This window comes from Streptomyces sp. NPDC041968, from assembly GCF_055589025.1.
The window spans coordinates 170591-186818 of the sequence record NZ_JBVJCB010000015.1 but is presented as its reverse complement, the minus strand read 5'-3'; the positions used below and the strand labels follow the sequence as shown (position 1 = coordinate 186818).

The 16228-nt window shown below is 72.2% G+C and carries 12 protein-coding genes and 1 pseudogene; 11 read left to right on the top strand and 2 right to left on the bottom strand.

Annotation, left to right across the window (positions count from 1 at the left end; genetic code table 11):
- Positions 1-92 precede the first annotated feature (92 nt).
- The 11 genes and pseudogenes from ACZ6EG_RS30690 to ACZ6EG_RS30640 form a co-directional block, all read left to right on the top strand.
- Positions 93-560, top strand: a pseudogene (locus ACZ6EG_RS30690) (response regulator); the annotation flags it as partial.
- Positions 561-726: 166 nt separating this feature from the next.
- The gene (locus tag ACZ6EG_RS30685) at positions 727-3477 is read left to right on the top strand and encodes a DNA translocase FtsK (protein WP_391972087.1); all 2751 of its coding nucleotides are present in this window, start codon (positions 727-729) and stop codon (positions 3475-3477) included.
- A 261-nt stretch (positions 3478-3738) separates the two neighbouring features.
- Positions 3739-4602 carry a helix-turn-helix domain-containing protein gene (locus ACZ6EG_RS30680; protein ID WP_391972088.1) on the top strand — a complete coding sequence of 288 codons (864 nt, stop codon included), beginning with the start codon at positions 3739-3741 and terminating at the stop codon, positions 4600-4602.
- Between the two features lie 91 nt (positions 4603-4693).
- A complete protein-coding gene (rimO, locus tag ACZ6EG_RS30675) occupies positions 4694-6184 on the top strand; it encodes a 30S ribosomal protein S12 methylthiotransferase RimO (RefSeq protein WP_391972089.1) in 1491 nt (496 codons plus the stop codon).
- Positions 6181-7032, top strand: coding sequence for a CDP-diacylglycerol--glycerol-3-phosphate 3-phosphatidyltransferase (gene pgsA / locus ACZ6EG_RS30670; RefSeq protein WP_469609394.1), 852 nt, complete (start codon positions 6181-6183; stop codon positions 7030-7032). The genes rimO and pgsA overlap by 4 nt, the downstream gene beginning before the upstream one ends.
- Positions 7029-7574 (top strand): CinA family protein, encoded by a 546-nt coding sequence (locus ACZ6EG_RS30665; protein WP_391972091.1) that lies wholly within the window; start codon positions 7029-7031, stop codon positions 7572-7574. The genes pgsA and ACZ6EG_RS30665 overlap by 4 nt, the downstream gene beginning before the upstream one ends.
- A gap of 109 nt (positions 7575-7683) precedes the next feature.
- Complete coding sequence (locus tag ACZ6EG_RS30660) at positions 7684-8064, top strand: helix-turn-helix domain-containing protein (protein WP_053137999.1); 381 nt, start codon at positions 7684-7686, stop codon at positions 8062-8064.
- A 235-nt stretch (positions 8065-8299) separates the two neighbouring features.
- Positions 8300-8770, top strand: a complete 471-nt coding sequence (locus ACZ6EG_RS30655) for a Dps family protein (RefSeq protein ID WP_356611318.1) — start codon at positions 8300-8302, stop codon at positions 8768-8770.
- 7 nt (positions 8771-8777) lie between these two features.
- Positions 8778-9077, top strand: coding sequence for a hypothetical protein (locus ACZ6EG_RS30650; RefSeq protein WP_469609388.1), 300 nt, complete (start codon positions 8778-8780; stop codon positions 9075-9077).
- A gap of 72 nt (positions 9078-9149) precedes the next feature.
- Positions 9150-9530 (top strand): ArsR/SmtB family transcription factor, encoded by a 381-nt coding sequence (locus ACZ6EG_RS30645; RefSeq protein WP_469609385.1) that lies wholly within the window; start codon positions 9150-9152, stop codon positions 9528-9530.
- Entirely contained in the window at positions 9530-10015 is a 486-nt protein-coding gene (locus ACZ6EG_RS30640) for an SRPBCC family protein (protein ID WP_469609382.1), read from the top strand. The genes ACZ6EG_RS30645 and ACZ6EG_RS30640 overlap by 1 nt, the downstream gene beginning before the upstream one ends.
- A gap of 78 nt (positions 10016-10093) precedes the next feature.
- On the opposite strand, the gene ACZ6EG_RS30635 is transcribed toward ACZ6EG_RS30640, so the two are convergent.
- Together ACZ6EG_RS30635 and ACZ6EG_RS30630 are read right to left on the bottom strand one after the other, a co-directional pair.
- Complete coding sequence (locus ACZ6EG_RS30635) at positions 10094-10933, bottom strand: Fpg/Nei family DNA glycosylase (protein WP_469609379.1); 840 nt, start codon at positions 10931-10933, stop codon at positions 10094-10096.
- An 18-nt stretch (positions 10934-10951) separates the two neighbouring features.
- A complete protein-coding gene (locus tag ACZ6EG_RS30630; RefSeq protein ID WP_469609375.1) occupies positions 10952-16087 on the bottom strand; it encodes an ATP-dependent helicase in 5136 nt (1711 codons plus the stop codon).
- Between the last annotated feature and the right edge of the window lie 141 nt (positions 16088-16228).

The window sequence follows — 16228 nt, the reverse complement described above, 5'->3', positions numbered from 1 at the left end:
CAACACCAACCCCCAACTGCCATGGTCATTCCTCGCCCATACCGGCCTGACCATCCACCCACCACACCCACCGAACTTACGAAAAGATCAGTAAGCGACGGGAGCGGACCCGGGACATCCCGATCATCTTCCTCACCGCGATCAACCACGGGCCGCACCACACCTTCCGCGGGTACGCGGCGGGCGCGGTGGACTACATCTCCAAGCCGTTCGACCCGTGGGTACTGCGCGCGAAGGTCTCCGTCTTCGTCGAGCTCTACATGAAGAACTGCCAGCTGCGCGAGCAGGCGGCCCTGCTGCGCCTCCAGTTGGAGGGCGGCGGCAAGGACGCGGCGGGTGAGGCGGCCAAGGAACCGGCGGGGCTGCTCGCCGAGCTGTCGGCGCGGCTCGCGGCCGTCGAGGAGCAGGCCGAGGCGCTCTCCAAGCAGCTGGGCGACGAGTCGACGGATGCGGCGGCCGTGGCGACGGCGGCCCATCTGGAGCGCAAGCTCACCGGACTGCGACGGGCACTGGACGCCCTGGAGCCGGGCTCGTCCGGGGGCCAGGCCGGGGTCAGCTGAGGGCCGATCGCCGGGTCGGCCCGGGGCGGGCCGGCGGGTTCGTCGGTGAACGCGCGTCAGAGGACGTACCGGAAGCGTCAGTTCCGCCGTACCGTGCGGGCGACACGAACGGGTGAAGCGGTAGGCACACGTGTCGACCGGCGTCTCCCCCGGTAACCTCACACCTATGGCCTCACGTCCCTCCGCAGCCAAGAAGCAGCCCGCGAAGAAGGCGGTCGCTCCCGCGAAGGGTCCGGCGAGGAAGGCGGCCGCGAAAAAGACGCCCCCGAAGAAGGCGCCCGTCCGGAAGGCCGCGGCGAAGAAGCCCGCGCCCCGACCGGCACCCAGCCCCACCGGAGGCGTCTACCGGGTCGTACGCGCCCTCTGGCTGGGCATCGCGCACGCCGTCGGCGCCGTCTTCCGCGGCGTGGGACAGGGCGCGAAGAGCCTCGACCCGGCGCACCGCAAGGACGGCGTCGCGCTGCTGCTGCTCGGCATCGCGCTGATCGTCGCCGCCGGCACCTGGGCCGACCTGAAGGGCCCGGTCGGCGACCTCGTCGAGATCCTCGTGACCGGCGCCTTCGGCCGGCTGGACCTGCTCGTGCCGATCCTCCTGGGCTCCGTCGCCGTGCGCCTCATCCGGCACCCGGAGAAACCCGAGGCCAACGGCCGCATCGTGATCGGCCTCTCCGCACTCGTCGTCGGCGTCCTCGGCCAGGTGCACATCGCCTGCGGCTCACCAGCGCGCGGCGACGGCATGCAGGCCATAAGGGACGCCGGCGGCCTCATCGGCTGGGGCGCGGCGACCCCGCTGTCGTACACGATGACCGACGTCCTGGCGGTGCCCCTGCTGGTGCTGCTCACCGTCTTCGGGCTGCTGGTCGTCACGGCCACGCCGGTGAACGCCATCCCGCAGCGGCTGCGACAGCTGGGGGTGCGGCTCGGCCTCGTCCGTGACGTGGAGGTCGACGAGTTCCTCGCCGACGACGAGCGGTACGAGGAGCAGTGGCGCGAGGCGCTGCCCGCCCGGCCTCGCAGGCGCGGCGGACCGGCCGCCGACGAACCGTACGATCCCGACGCCGCCGAGCAGGAGGCGCTCACCAAGCGCCGCGGCAGGCCCCGGCGGTCCGCGGTGGCACAGCCCGAGATGAACCGGCCGATGGACGCCGTGGACGTCGCCGCGGCGGCGGCCGCCGCCCTCGACGGCGCCGTGATGCACGGGATGCCGCCCTCGCCGCTGGTCGCCGACCTCACCCAGGGGGTGAGCACCGGGGAGCGGGAGTCGACCACGCCGACACCGACGCCCGTCCCGGCCGCGCGTCCGCAGCCCGGGAAGCTCAGGAAGGAAGCACCCGCACAACCCGTACCCGAGCCGGCGGGCGGGGTCCCCGACCTGACCAAGACCCCGCTGCCCAAGGAGCGGGACCTGCCGCCGCGCGCGGAGCAGCTCCAGCTCGCCGGCGACATCACCTACTCGCTCCCGGCCCTCGACCTGCTCACCCGGGGCGGCCCCGGCAAGGCGCGCAGCGCCGCCAACGACGCCATAGTCGACTCGCTGACCACCGTCTTCACCGAGTTCAAGGTCGACGCCCGGGTCACCGGCTTCACCCGCGGCCCGACGGTCACGCGCTACGAGGTCGAACTCGGACCGGCCGTCAAGGTCGAGCGGATCACCGCGCTCACCAAGAACATCGCCTACGCCGTCGCCAGTCCCGACGTCAGGATCATCAGCCCGATCCCCGGCAAGTCCGCGGTCGGCATCGAGATCCCCAACACCGACCGGGAGATGGTCAACCTCGGTGACGTGCTGCGCCTCGCGGAGTCCGCGGAGGACGACGATCCGATGCTGGTCGCGTTCGGCAAGGACGTCGAGGGCGGCTACGTCATGCACTCGCTGGCGAAGATGCCGCACATACTGGTCGCCGGCGCCACCGGGTCCGGAAAGTCGTCCTGCATCAACTGCCTGATCACCTCGATCATGATGCGGGCGACCCCGGAGGACGTGCGGATGATCCTGGTCGACCCCAAGCGCGTCGAGCTGACCGCGTACGAGGGCATCCCGCACCTGATCACGCCGATCATCACCAACCCGAAGCGGGCCGCCGAGGCGCTGCAGTGGGTGGTCCGCGAGATGGACCTGCGCTACGACGACCTGGCGGCCTACGGCTACCGGCACATCGACGACTTCAACCGCGCGGTGCGCGAGGGCAAGGTCAAGCCGCCCGAGGGCAGCGAGCGCGAACTCCAGCCGTATCCGTACCTGCTGGTGATCGTGGACGAGCTGGCCGACCTGATGATGGTCGCGCCGCGGGACGTCGAGGACGCCATCGTGCGCATCACGCAGCTCGCGCGCGCGGCGGGCATCCACCTGGTGCTCGCCACCCAGCGGCCCTCCGTGGACGTCGTCACCGGCCTGATCAAGGCCAACGTGCCCTCCCGGCTGGCCTTCGCCACGTCCTCCCTGGCGGACTCGCGGGTCATCCTCGACCAGCCCGGTGCCGAGAAGCTGATCGGCAAGGGCGACGGCCTCTTCCTGCCGATGGGCGCCAACAAGCCGACCCGTATGCAGGGCGCGTTCGTGACCGAGGAGGAGGTCGCCGTCATCGTCCAGCACTGCAAGGACCAGATGGCGCCCGTCTTCCGGGAGGACGTCACCGTCGGGAGCAAGCAGAAGAAGGAGATCGACGAGGACATCGGCGACGACCTCGACCTGCTGTGCCAGGCGGCCGAGCTGGTCGTCTCGACGCAGTTCGGGTCGACCTCCATGCTCCAGCGCAAGCTGCGCGTCGGCTTCGCCAAGGCCGGGCGCCTGATGGACCTGATGGAGTCCCGGAGCATCGTCGGACCGAGCGAAGGCTCGAAGGCCCGTGACGTTCTTGTGAAGCCCGACGAGCTGGACGGAGTGCTCGCGGTGATCCGGGGGGAGTCTGAAGGGTAGGAGACGGTACGCGAGGGGTTCCGTCGACGGAGGGTCACGGTGGCGATGGCTGATCGTGACTCACCCGTTAGGGATCATTGAGCAACCGTTTCCCCAAGGCGCACGTCAAGTTGAGGGAAGCGACGAACAGGTAGTCCACCATCAGGATGCCGGGCCATTCCGATGGCGTACAAAGTCGTATCGCCCGGTTGCCCCACCCGTTCGCACCCCCCCTAGACTGAACGTCCAGCGCAGGCGGTCATACGCTCGAAAGGCGCCCCCGTGTCCAAAGGCAACTCCCCTGAAGACGAGCGTCCGATCGAAGACGTGTCCCAAGACGTTCCCGAGGACGTTTCCGAGGAATCCCGCCCCTCCGTCGGCCGTGCCCTTCAGCAGGCGCGGATCGCCGCCGGACTGACCGTCGACGACGTCAGCTCCGCCACCCGTGTCCGGATCTCCATCGTGCACGCCATCGAGGCGGACGACTTCGCCCCCTGCGGGGGCGACGTCTACGCGCGCGGGCACATCAGGACCCTGGCCAAGGCCGTCGGACTCGACCCCGCCGAGCTGGTCGCCCGGTTCGACGCCGCCCACGGCGGACGCCCGGCGCCGACACCCGCCGCACCCCTGTTCGAGGCGGAACGCATCCGTCCCGAGCGGCGCGGACCCAACTGGACGGCCGCCATGGTCGCCGCGATCGTCGCGGTGATCGGTTTCGTCGGCTTCACCTTCGTCAAGGGCGGCGACGGCGGCGGCTCCGAGGCGAGCGTCGCCGAGGGCTCCCAGGCGTCGGCCGGCGCGTCCGCGTCGGCGAGCGCCCCGCCGAAGAAGCCGGCCGACCCGAAGCCGGACCCGACCGAGAGCGCGATCGCCGCCGCGCCCCGCGACAAGGTCACCGTCAAGGTCAGCGCCACCGAGGGCCGCAGCTGGATCTCCGTCAAGGACCACAGCGGCCGACAGGTCTTCGACGGGCTGCTCAAGGAGGGCGACTCCGAGACCTTCCAGGACGACGAGAAGATCAACCTCGTCCTCGGCGACGCGGGCGCCATCCAGCTGTACGTCAACGGCAAGAAGATCGAGGACGACTTCCAGCCCGGCTCCGTGGAGCGTCTCACGTACACGAAGGGCGACCCGCAGGTCGGCTAGCGGGTCCGAAGGGCGAGTCATAACGGGGTTGGCCGAGATCGGCCAACCCCGTCGACATGGGCTGTCGGCGGGACGAAGTAGTCTTGAGCCCATGCCTGAAAGCCGTACCGTCGCACTCGTCACCCTTGGCTGCGCCCGTAACGAGGTGGACTCGGAGGAGCTCGCAGGCCGTCTGGAGGCGGACGGCTGGAAGCTCGTCGAGGACGCCGAGGAAGCGGACGTCGCCGTCGTGAACACATGCGGCTTCGTCGAGGCCGCCAAGAAGGACTCCGTCGACGCCCTCCTGGAGGCCAACGACCTCAAGGGCCACGGCAGAACGCAGGCCGTCGTGGCGGTGGGCTGCATGGCCGAGCGGTACGGCAAGGAGCTGGCCGAGGCCCTGCCCGAGGCCGACGGCGTCCTGGGCTTCGACGACTACGCGGACATCTCCGACCGCCTGCAGACCATTCTCAGCGGTGGCGTCCACGCCGCCCACACCCCTCGCGACCGGCGCAAGCTGCTGCCCATCAGCCCCGCCGAGCGGCAGGAGGCCGGAGCCGCCGTCGCACTGCCGGGGCACGGCCCCACCGACCTCCCCGAGGGAGTCGCCCCCGCCTCCGGGCCCCGCGCGCCGCTGCGTCGCCGCCTGGACGGCTCCCCGGTCGCCTCGGTGAAGCTGGCCTCCGGCTGCGACCGGCGCTGCTCCTTCTGCGCCATCCCGTCCTTCCGCGGGTCCTTCATCTCGCGCCGCCCGAGCGACGTGCTGAACGAGACGCGGTGGCTGGCCGAGCAGGGCGTCAAGGAGATCATGCTGGTCTCCGAGAACAACACCTCCTACGGCAAGGACCTCGGCGACATCCGCCTGCTGGAGTCCCTGCTGCCGAACCTCGCCGACGTCGACGGCATCGAGCGGGTGCGCGTCAGCTACCTCCAGCCGGCCGAGATGCGCCCGGGACTCATCGACGTCCTGACCTCGACGCCCAAGGTCGTGCCGTACTTCGACCTCTCCTTCCAGCACTCCGCGCCGAACGTGCTGCGCGCGATGCGCCGCTTCGGCGACACCGACCGCTTCCTGGAGCTCCTGGACACCATCCGGAGCAAGGCCCCCGAGGCGGGCGTGCGGTCCAACTTCATCGTGGGCTTCCCCGGTGAGTCCGCCGCCGACCTCGCCGAGCTGGAGCGGTTCCTGAACCACGCGCGGCTGGACGCCATCGGCGTGTTCGGCTACTCCGACGAGGAGGGCACGGAGGCGGCGACCTACGGCGACAAGCTGGACGAGGACGTCGTGGCCGAGCGGCTGGCACGGGTGTCCCGCCTGGCCGAGGAACTCGTCTCGCAGCGGGCCGAGGAGCGCGTCGGCGCGACCGTGCGCGTGCTCGTCGAGTCCGTTGACGCCGCCGACTCCGCCGACGACGGCGACGGCGTCCGCGGCCGCGCCGAGCACCAGGCACCCGAGACGGACGGCCAGGTGCTGCTCACGAGCGGCGAAGGCCTCACTGTCGGTCGTATGGTCGACGCGAAGGTGGTCGGTACGGAGGGTGTCGATCTGGTGGCCGAACCGCTGCTGGGGTCGCCCGAGTGGAGTGAGGAGGCCGGCAGATGACCGGAGTCCCGGCGTCCGCGGCGGGCGGCTCCTCCGGTGCGCGCAGGGCCGGCCCGCGCGGATCCTCGGGAGCCTCACAGGAACCGGCGGAACGGACGACTCCGGGCGGAGCTACGGAACGGGGCGCCGCGGGTGCCGTGGGTGCCGCGTCCAAGGGCGCCTCGGACGGAGGCGCGGCGGACCGGCGCCCCGCGGAACGAGGTGCCACCGAGGGCGGTGCGACCGGGCGCGGTGGCAAGATCGCGGCCGCGGCCGTCAACCAGGCGAGCGTGTGGAACGTCGCCAACCTGCTCACGATGCTCCGGCTGCTCCTGGTGCCGGCCTTCGTCGCGCTGATGCTCGGCAACGGCGGGTACGACCCGGCCTGGCGCTCGTTCGCGTGGGCCGCCTTCGCCGTCGCCATGATCACCGACCTCTTCGACGGTCATCTGGCGCGCACCTACAACCTCGTCACCGACTTCGGGAAGATCGCCGATCCCATCGCCGACAAGGCGATCATGGGGGCGGCGCTCGTCTGCCTGTCCGCGCTGGACGATCTGCCGTGGTGGGTGACGGCCGTCATCCTGGGCCGGGAACTCGGCATCACGGTCCTGCGTTTCGTGGTCATCCGGTACGGCGTCATCCCTGCCAGTCGCGGCGGCAAGCTCAAGACCCTCACCCAGGGCGTGGCCGTCGGCATGTACGTCCTGGCGCTGACGGGGCCCCTGGCGACCCTGCGGTTCTGGGTGATGGCGGCGGCGGTCGTTCTGACCGTGGTGACCGGGCTGGACTACGTAAAGCAGGCCATTGTGCTGCGCCGCCGGGGAATCGCCGAGCGCAGAGCGGCGTTGAAGGGGACGGAAGCTTGAGTTCCACGGCTGCCGACGTGGTGCGACTACTGACGGTGAGGGGCGAGACCCTCGCGGTCGCCGAGTCGCTCACGGGTGGGCTGGTGGCGGCCGAGATCACCTCGGTCGCCGGGGCGTCGCGCGCCTTCCGAGGATCGGTCACCGCCTACGCGACGGAGCTGAAGCGGGACCTGCTCGGTGTCGACGGGGCGGTGCTCACGGCGCGCGGAGCGGTGGATCCGCAGGTCGCAGCCCAGATGGCGGCGGGAGTCCGCGCGGCGCTGGGCGCCGACTGGGGCATCGCGACGACGGGCGTGGCCGGCCCGGACCCGCAGGACGGACAGTCCGTCGGCACGGTTTTCGTGGCCGTCGACGGGCCTTTCGGAGAAGAAATCGGTTCCGCCTCTGGCGGAAAAGTGGAGGCGCTGCGGTTGAACGGCGACCGCGCGGAAATTCGTATGGAGAGTGTACGGAGCGTACTCGCACTCCTTTTGAGGGAGCTTGCGGGCGAACAGACCGGGAATGAGCGGGCACAGGATACGGAACGGAACGGGGGGTTTTGATGTTTGCAGCCCTGAGTGAACACGACATCGCTCCCCGCACGGCCGCGGCGCGAGGCGGTACGGTGGGGCGTGAAGGATGCGGTTACACGGTCCGAGGAGGGAGCCACCGATGATTCTGCTCCGTCGCCTGTTGGGTGACGTGCTGCGTCGGCAGCGCCAACGCCAGGGCCGTACTCTGCGCGAAGTCTCCTCGTCCGCCCGAGTCTCACTCGGCTATCTCTCCGAGGTGGAGCGGGGGCAGAAGGAGGCGTCGTCCGAGCTGCTCTCCGCCATCTGCGACGCGCTGGACGTACGGATGTCCGAGCTCATGCGGGAAGTCAGCGACGAACTCGCCCTCGCCGAACTGGCGCAGTCCGCTGCCGCCACGTCCAGCGAGACCGTGCCCGCGCCGGTGCGCCCGATGCTGGGTTCCGTATCGGTGACCGGTGTGCCACCGGAGCGGGTGACCATCAAGGCGCCCGCGGAGGCGGTGGACGTCGTCGCCGCCTGAGCGCCGAGAACGTGTGCGTGTGAGGCCCCGGCCGGGGTCTCTCCGGGAGACCGGAGAGGTGCGGTCGGGGTTTTTGCGTGGTGGGGGAGCTGCGTGCGGCGGGGGTCACGCCTGCGGGCGCGGGCGGCTCCGGGTCGGAGGAGGGCCCGTGCGCGGTTCCGCCCCGTTTGCCGGTCCCTGGTCGTGCGGTCATCGTGGAGGGACATGGCCGGGGGGCCGACCGACGGAGGTGTGCATGTACGTCGTGAAGAGCCCGTTGTCCGACGCCGACCTGAAGATCGTCTCCGACGCGCTGCAAGGTGGCCTGGTCGACCTGGTGGACCTGGCGCTGGTGGCCAAGCAGATCCACTGGAACGTGGTCGGTCCGCGGTTCCGCTCCGTACACCTCCAGCTCGACGAGCTCGTCGACACCGCGCGCACGCACTCGGACACCGTGGCGGAACGCGCCTCGGCGCTCGGTGTGTCCCCGGACGGGCGGGCCGCGACCGTGGCCGTCGGCAGCGGCATCGACGTGACCCCCGAAGGGTGGGTCGACGACACCACCGCGGTCCAGACGATCGTGGACGCCCTGGGCGCGGTCATCTCGCGGATGCGGGAGCGGATCGCCGCGACCGGGGATCCGGACCCGGTGAGCGAGGACATCTTCATCCAGATCACGGCCGACCTGGAGAAGCAGCACTGGATGTTCCAGGCCGGGAACGGATGACGCGGTTGTGACGCCGGTGCGGGCTGCTCGCGGGGCGGCCGCGCTGGGGCTCGGTGCGCTGTGGTGGTGGGCGGTGCTGCGTCTGGCGCTGGAGCCCGGCGCGGGGGTGCTGGAGGGGGCCGTCGCGGTCGGCGGGTGGGGGCTGAGCGTGCTGCCGGTGCACTGCGTACCCCGGCGTCACGCCGCGGGAGCCCTCGGTGAGGGGCGGTGGCGTGGGGCTCTGCGTGCGGTCAGGGGGAACGACGGGTCGGCGGCGTCGGGGGCGGGTGTGGTCCAGGACGGGTCGAGCCTCGGTAGGGAACCCTGAGGGGCGGGCGCGCGAGTGGGTCTCGATGGGAGCGCTTTACAGCGGGGCCGGCCTGAGCTAACGTACAACCAAATGGTTGTAGATGGTGTTCTTGAGGGAGCCGAAGAGGGCGTGGACCGTCTGTTCCATGCCCTGGCGGACACGACGCGCCGCGACATAGTCCGTCGCTGCACACGCGACGCCCTCTCGGTGTCGCGCCTGGCCGAGGCCTATCCGATGAGTTTCGCCGCGGTGCAGAAGCACGTCGCGGTGCTGGAGCGGGCCGGTCTGGTGGTCAAGCGGCGTCGCGGACGGGAGCAGCTCGTGCGCACCGATCCGGATGCCGTGCGACGGGCGCGGCAGGCCCTCGACGAGCTGGAGACCGCCTGGCGTGGCCGCGTGGAGCGGATGTCCCGTCTGCTCGACGAGGACGCGGGACTCGAAGTGCCCAACCCCACGGAAGGACAGGACTGATGACTGTCACGAGCCTGGACAAGGATCTGGACCGTCTGACCCTCACCCTGATCGCCGACTTCACCGCGCCCGTCGCTCGGGTGTGGAAGCTGTGGTCCGACCCCCGGCAGCTGGAACGCTGGTGGGGTCCGCCGACCTACCCGGCCACGGTGGAGGAGTACGACCTGACGCCCGGGGGCGAGGTCACCTACTTCATGACCGGTCCGGAGGGTGACCAGTACCGGGGCTGGTGGCGGATCACCTCGGTGGACCCGCCGACGTCCCTGGAGTTCACCGACGGCTTCGCCGACGCGCAGGGGGTGCCGAGCGCGGACATGCCGACGACCTCTACACGGGTGACGCTCACCGAGCACGACGGCGGCACCCGCATGGAGATGCGGTCGGTCTTCGACACCACGGAACAGATGGAGCAGCTCATGAAGATGGGCATGGAGGAGGGGCTGCGGGAGGCGGTCGGCCAGATGGACGGTCTGCTCTCGGGCTGAACCGGTGGCGGGTGGCCGCCCGCCGCGTCGACCGGTCGACCGGGTGCACCGGTCGGCCGGGTGCACCGGTGGGGCGTGTCAGCGCGCCCCGCGCCGCCGCCCGGAACCCGCGAAGCCACCCTTGCGCGGCGCGGGACCGGCCTGGCAGGTCGGGCACCAGTACGTAGGGCGCTCGCGGGACCCGTCGCCCTGGTCCGCCAGGCGGATCGATGTGCCGCAGCGCAGGCAGGGGCGCGGCGCGCGGCTGTACACGAACAGGTCCTGACCGCGCAGGCCCGTCGTACGGCGGACGGGACGGTCGCGATTGGCCTCCAGGAGCTTCTTCGCGAGTACGGGCACCTTCACCGCGAGACCGGGGGGCAGGTCCCCGACGGGGAGCCAGGGCGTGACGCCGAGCAGGAAGCAGAGCTCGCACTTGTAGACATTGCCGATGCCGGCGAGATTGCGCTGGTCGAGCAGTGCCTCACCGAGCGCACGGGCCGGGTCGGCCTGCAGGTTGGCCAGGGCCTGCTCCGGGTCCCAGTCGGGGCCCAGCAGATCGGGGCCGAGGTGACCGACGGCACGCTCCTCGTCGGCGGTGCGCAGGAGCTCCAGCACCGGGAGGCGGTAGCCGACGGCGGTGCGGTCGGCGGTGCCGAGGATCACCCGGATCTGGTGTGCCGGGCCGCCGCTCCAGCGCTGCCCGGCCGCGAACACCTTCCACGACCCGTCCATCCGCAGGTGCGAGTGCACCGTCAGGCCCCCCTCGACCCGAGTGAGCAGGTGTTTTCCGCGCGCGGTGACGTCCAGGACCGTACGACCGGTGAGGTCGGCCGTGGCGTACCGGGGCACGCGGAAGTCGCTGTGGACCAGCACCTCGCCGGCGAGGGCCTCGTGCAACCGCCGGGCAGCCTGCCAGACCGTGTCTCCTTCGGGCATGGGTCAAGGGTGACAGGCTCAGGCTCTGATGCGCAGTCCGCGCGGGGTGGCGATGAAGCCCGCTTCCTCCAGGAGGGGGCCGAAGGGGGACGTCAGAGCCGCCGTCCCGTTGACGCGCTCGACCGTCACCGTGCCGAGGGAGCCGGCGCGGGCGGCCGAGCCGAGCGCCTCCGCGGCTGCGCGCAGGCGGAGGTCGTCGCCGGGCGAGGCGTCCGGATCGGAGGGCCAGAGCAGCAGCGTCTTGCCGCCGCGCTCCATGTAGAGCGCCGGTTCGCCCTCGACGAGCACCACCAGCGACCCGGCCTTGCGACCCGGCTTGTGCGTGGCACCGGCCGGAGGCTCGGGCCAGGTGAGGGCGGCGCCGTACGCGTTCGCCGGGTCGGCGGCGGCCAGGACGACCGCCCGTGGGCCGGTGGAGGGGCGGTCGCGGCGGCCGGGGAAGTGGGTGGAGAACGAGCCCCGCGGCCCGCCGAAGCCGCCCTGCGAGCCGCCTCCCCGCGGTCCGCCGAAGCCGCTCTGCGAGCCGCCTCCCCGCGGTCCGCCGAAGCCGCTCTGCGCGCCGCCCCCGCGCGGTCCGCCGGCGCCCGGTTCCGCGTAGTCCAGAGGGGAAACGTAGTCGCCCCGGGCGGAGGGCTGGTGCGGTGCGGACGTGAATCCGCCGCCGGATCGGCCCGGGGCGCCTGCGCCCCCGTCGCTGCCGTCACCGCCGAAGGGGAAGTCGTCGAAGGGGAAGTCACCGGTGGCCGGGTCACCCGACCCGTCGGCACCGCCAGGCCCGTCGGTCCCGTCGCGCCCATCAGCTCCGTCGGATCCGTCGGCCTCGCTCGAACCGCTCATCCAGTCCGGTCCGACCCGAGCGGCGGGGTCGTGAAGTCCGCCGACGAAGTCGGGTCGTCCGGGTGGGCTCTCGCCGCGGTCCCGGGCGTTGGCGACGGCGCGCAGTCGGTCGACGGCGCCCTCCATGGCGAACTGCGCCGCGCCCAGTCCTTCCACGACATACCCGCGCCGGGCCTGCCCGCTCTCCTCGAAGGCGGCCAGGATGCGGTACACCGCGGAGAAACCTCCCTCGACCCCCTCGGCGGCGACGGCACCGCGGGTCACCACGCCGTGCCGGTCGAGCAGGGTACGGGCCAGGGCATGCGCGCGTACCGTGGCGTCGGCCTCGCGGTCCGGGAGCAGCGACCAGCGCCCCGCCACGGTCGGCGGGCCGGTGCGGGACGCGGTGCGGGCGGCGGCCGTCAGCGAGCCGTAGCGCCCGCGGGGCACGCCGCGCTTGGCCCGGTGCGCGGTGGACCCGGCGGTGCGGCCGGAGCCCAGCAGGGAACGCAGGGGCGAGAGCGTGTCGTTCGTCAGCCGGCCGGACCAGGACAGCTCCCAGAGGGCGTCGGCCAGCTGAGGATCGGTGGCCTCGGGGTGGGTGGTGGCGCGCACCTGGTCGGCGATCTGCCGGAAGAACAGCCCGTACCCGCCCGAGAGGCTGCTGAGGACGGACTCGTGGAGGGCGGTCGTCTCCAAGGGCAGCGGGGGTGGCAGCAGCAGGGGAGCGGCGTCCGCGAGGTAGAGCGACACCCAGCCGTCCTTGCCCGGAAGCGAGCCGGCTCCCGCCCACACCACTTCGCCGGCGGCCGTGAGCTCGTCCAGCATCGCCGGGCTGTAGTTCGCCACGCGTGAGGGCAGGACCAGCTTCTCCAGGGCGGAGGCGGGCACAGAGGCGCCCTGCAACTGCTCGACGGCGCGGACGAGGCCGTCGATCCCGCGCAAGGCGTGCCCCTTGCCGATGTGCTGCCACTGGGGCAGGAACTGGCCGAGCGCGGCCGGCGGCACCGGCTCCAGCTCGTGGCGCAGCGCGGCCAGGGAGCGGCGCCGCAGCCTGCGCAGCACCGTCGCGTCGCACCACTCCTGGCCGATCCCGGCCGGATGGAACTCGCCCTGCACGACCCGCCCCGCCGCGGCGAGCCGCTGCAGGGCGCCCTCGGTCACCGCGACGCCCAGGCCGAAGCGTGCCGCCGCGGTGACCGACGTGAAGGGGCCGTGGGTGCGGGCGTACCGGGCGAGCAGGTCGCCGAGCGGGTCCTTGACCGGCTCGGTGAAGGCCTCGGGTACGCCGACGGGCAGCGCGGTGCCCAGCGCGTCGCGCAGTCGGCCGGCGTCCTCGATGGCCGCCCAGTGGTCGGCACCGGCGATGCGCACCGGAATCGCCCGGCGGGCGGCGGCCAGCTCCTGCGCCCAGGCGGGGTCGGCGCCCCGCTCGGTGAGTTCGGCGTCCGTGAGCGGGCCGAGCAGGCGCAACAGGTCCGCGACGCTTTCCGAGTCCTTGGCCCGGCGGTCCTCGGTGAGCCACTGCAGCTCGCGCTCCAACTCGGTGAGCACCTCCGCGTCGAGCAGCTCGCGCAGCTCCGCCTGGCCGAGCAGCTCGGCGAGCAGCCGCGAGTCCAGGGAGAGGGCGGCGGCACGGCGCTCGGCGAGCGGCGAGTCGCCCTCGTAGAGGAACTGGGCGACGTATCCGAAGAGCAGGGAGCGGGCGAACGGGGACGGCTCGGGCGTGGTGACCTCGACCAGGCGCACCTTGCGGGACTCCAGGTCGCCCATCAGCTCGACCAGGCCGGGAACGTCGAAGACGTCCTGGAGGCACTCGCGGACCGCCTCCAAGACGATCGGGAACGAGCCGTACTCGCTCGCGACCTCCAGCAACTGCGCGGCGCGCTGGCGCTGCTGCCACAGCGGGGTCCGCTTGCCGGGGCTGCGGCGCGGCAGCAGCAGCGCGCGGGCGGCGCACTCGCGGAAGCGGGACGCGAACAGGGCCGAGCCGCCCACCTGGTCGGTGACGACCCGGTCGACCTCGCCCTTGTCGAAGACCACGTCGCCCGCGCCGACGGGCGCCTGCTCGGCGTCGTACTCGAGACCGGGTTTCGCCGGCTCCCCGTCGAGCAGGTCCAGGCTCATCAGGTCGGCGTCCGGCAGGCGCAGCACGATCCCGTCGTCGGCGTGCATGACCTGGGCGTCCATCCCGTACCGCTCGGTGAGCCTGGCGCCGAGAGCGAGAGCCCAGGGGGCGTGGACCTGGGCACCGAAGGGGGAGTGGACCACGACCCGCCAGTCGCCGAGCTCGTCCCGGAAGCGCTCCACGACGATGGTGCGGTCGTCGGGGACGTGGCCGCAGGCCTCGCGCTGCTCGTGGAGGTACGCCAGGACGTTGTCCGCGGCCCAGGCGTCAAGGCCCGCGGTGACCAGGCGGAGCCGGGCGTCCTCCTCGGTGAGGGAGCCGACCTCGCGCAGGAACGCGCCCAGGGCCCGGCCCAGCTCCAGCGGGCGGCCCAGCTGGTCGCCCTTCCAGAACGGCAGGCGTCCTGGCACCCCTGGCGCGGGGGAGACCAGGACGCGGTCGCGGGTGATGTCCTCGATGCGCCAGGAGCTGGTGCCGAGGGTGAAGACGTCACCGACGCGTGACTCGTAGACCATTTCCTCGTCGAGCTCGCCGACCCGGCCGCCGCCCTTCTTCGGGTCGGCGCCGGCGAGGAAGACGCCGAAGAGTCCGCGGTCGGGGATGGTGCCGCCCGAGGTGACGGCGAGGCGCTGCGCGCCCGGGCGGCCCGTGACGGTGCCGGTGACCCGGTCCCACACCACGCGCGGGCGCAGCTCGGCGAAGGCGTCGGAGGGATAGCGGCCCGCGAGCATGTCCAGGACGGCGGTGAAGGCGGATTCCGGCAGTGAGGCGAACGGGGCGGCGCGGCGGACGGTGGCGAGCAGGTCGTCGACCTGCCAGGAGTCCAGCGCGGTCATCGCCACGAGCTGCTGGGCCAGGACGTCCAACGGGTTGGCGGGGACCCTGAGGGCCTCGATGGCACCGCTGCGCATCCGCTCGGTGACCACGGCGGCCTGCACCAGGTCGCCGCGGTACTTGGGGAACACGACGCCCGTGGACACGGCGCCGACCTGGTGTCCCGCGCGGCCGACGCGTTGGAGGCCGGAGGCGACGGAGGGTGGTGACTCGACCTGGATGACGAGGTCGACTGCGCCCATGTCGATGCCCAGCTCGAGACTGGAGGTGGCGACGACCGCCGGGAGGCGGCCCGCCTTCAGGTCCTCCTCGACCAGGGCACGCTGCTCCTTGGAGACCGAGCCGTGGTGGGCGCGGGCGATCACCGAGGGGGCGCCCTGGGCGGCTCCCGAGCCGCCCATGAGTTCGGCGGGGGAGTGGTGCTCTTCCAGGGACTCGCCGGTCGCACGCTCGTACGCGATCTCGTTGAGCCGGTTGCAGAGGCGCTCGGCGAGGCGCCGGGAATTGGCGAAGACGATGGTGGAGCGGTGCGACTGGACGAGATCGGTGATCCGCTCCTCGACGTGCGGCCAGATGGACGGGCGCTCCGCACCCTCGTTTCCGTCGGCGACCGGGGACCCGCCCAGCTCGGCCAGGTCCTCGACCGGGACCACCACGGAGAGGTCGAACTCCTTGCCCGAGGCCGGCTGGACGATCTCCACCTTGCCGCGCGGGGCGAGGAAGCGTGCGACCTCGTCCACCGGCCGGACCGTCGCCGAGAGGCCGATGCGCCGGGCGGGCTTCGGCAGCAACTCGTCCAGCCGCTCCAGGGTGAGCGCGAGGTGGGCGCCGCGCTTGGTGCCCGCGACCGCGTGCACCTCGTCCAGGATCACCGTCTCGATGCCGCTCAGCGCTTCGCGCGTGGCCGACGTCAGCATGAGGAACAGGGACTCCGGCGTGGTGATCAGGATGTCCGGCGGGCGGGTGGACAGGGCGCGGCGCTCGGCGGCCGGGGTGTCACCCGAGCGGATGCCGACCTTGACCTCGGGCTCGGGCAGGCCCAGCCGGACGGATTCCTGGCGGATGCCGGTCAGCGGGCTGCGGAGATTGCGCTCGACGTCGACGGCCAACGCCTTGAGCGGCGAGACGTACAGGACGCGGCAGCGCTTCTTGGGGTCGGCCGGTGGGGGCGTCGAGGCCAGCTGGTCCAGGGCGGCGAGGAAGGCGGCCAGTGTCTTGCCGGAGCCGGTCGGGGCGACCACCAGGACGTCCGAGCCCTGCGAGATCGCTTTCCACGTCCCCGCCTGGGCGGCGGTGGGCGCGGAGAAGGCACCCGTGAACCAACCGCGGGTCGCGGGGGAGAAGCCGTCCAGGGCTCGGTGCGCGGAGCTGACCATGGATCCATCGTGCACCCGGGCACTGACAATCGGCCTGATCCGGCCGATCCGGCCGATCATGACGGCAGGCCGGGCAGCGGCACGGCCCGGGTGGGGAGGGGGCCCGGCGGAGGTCGGTGGCCGGGCCCGGTGACGGAGAAT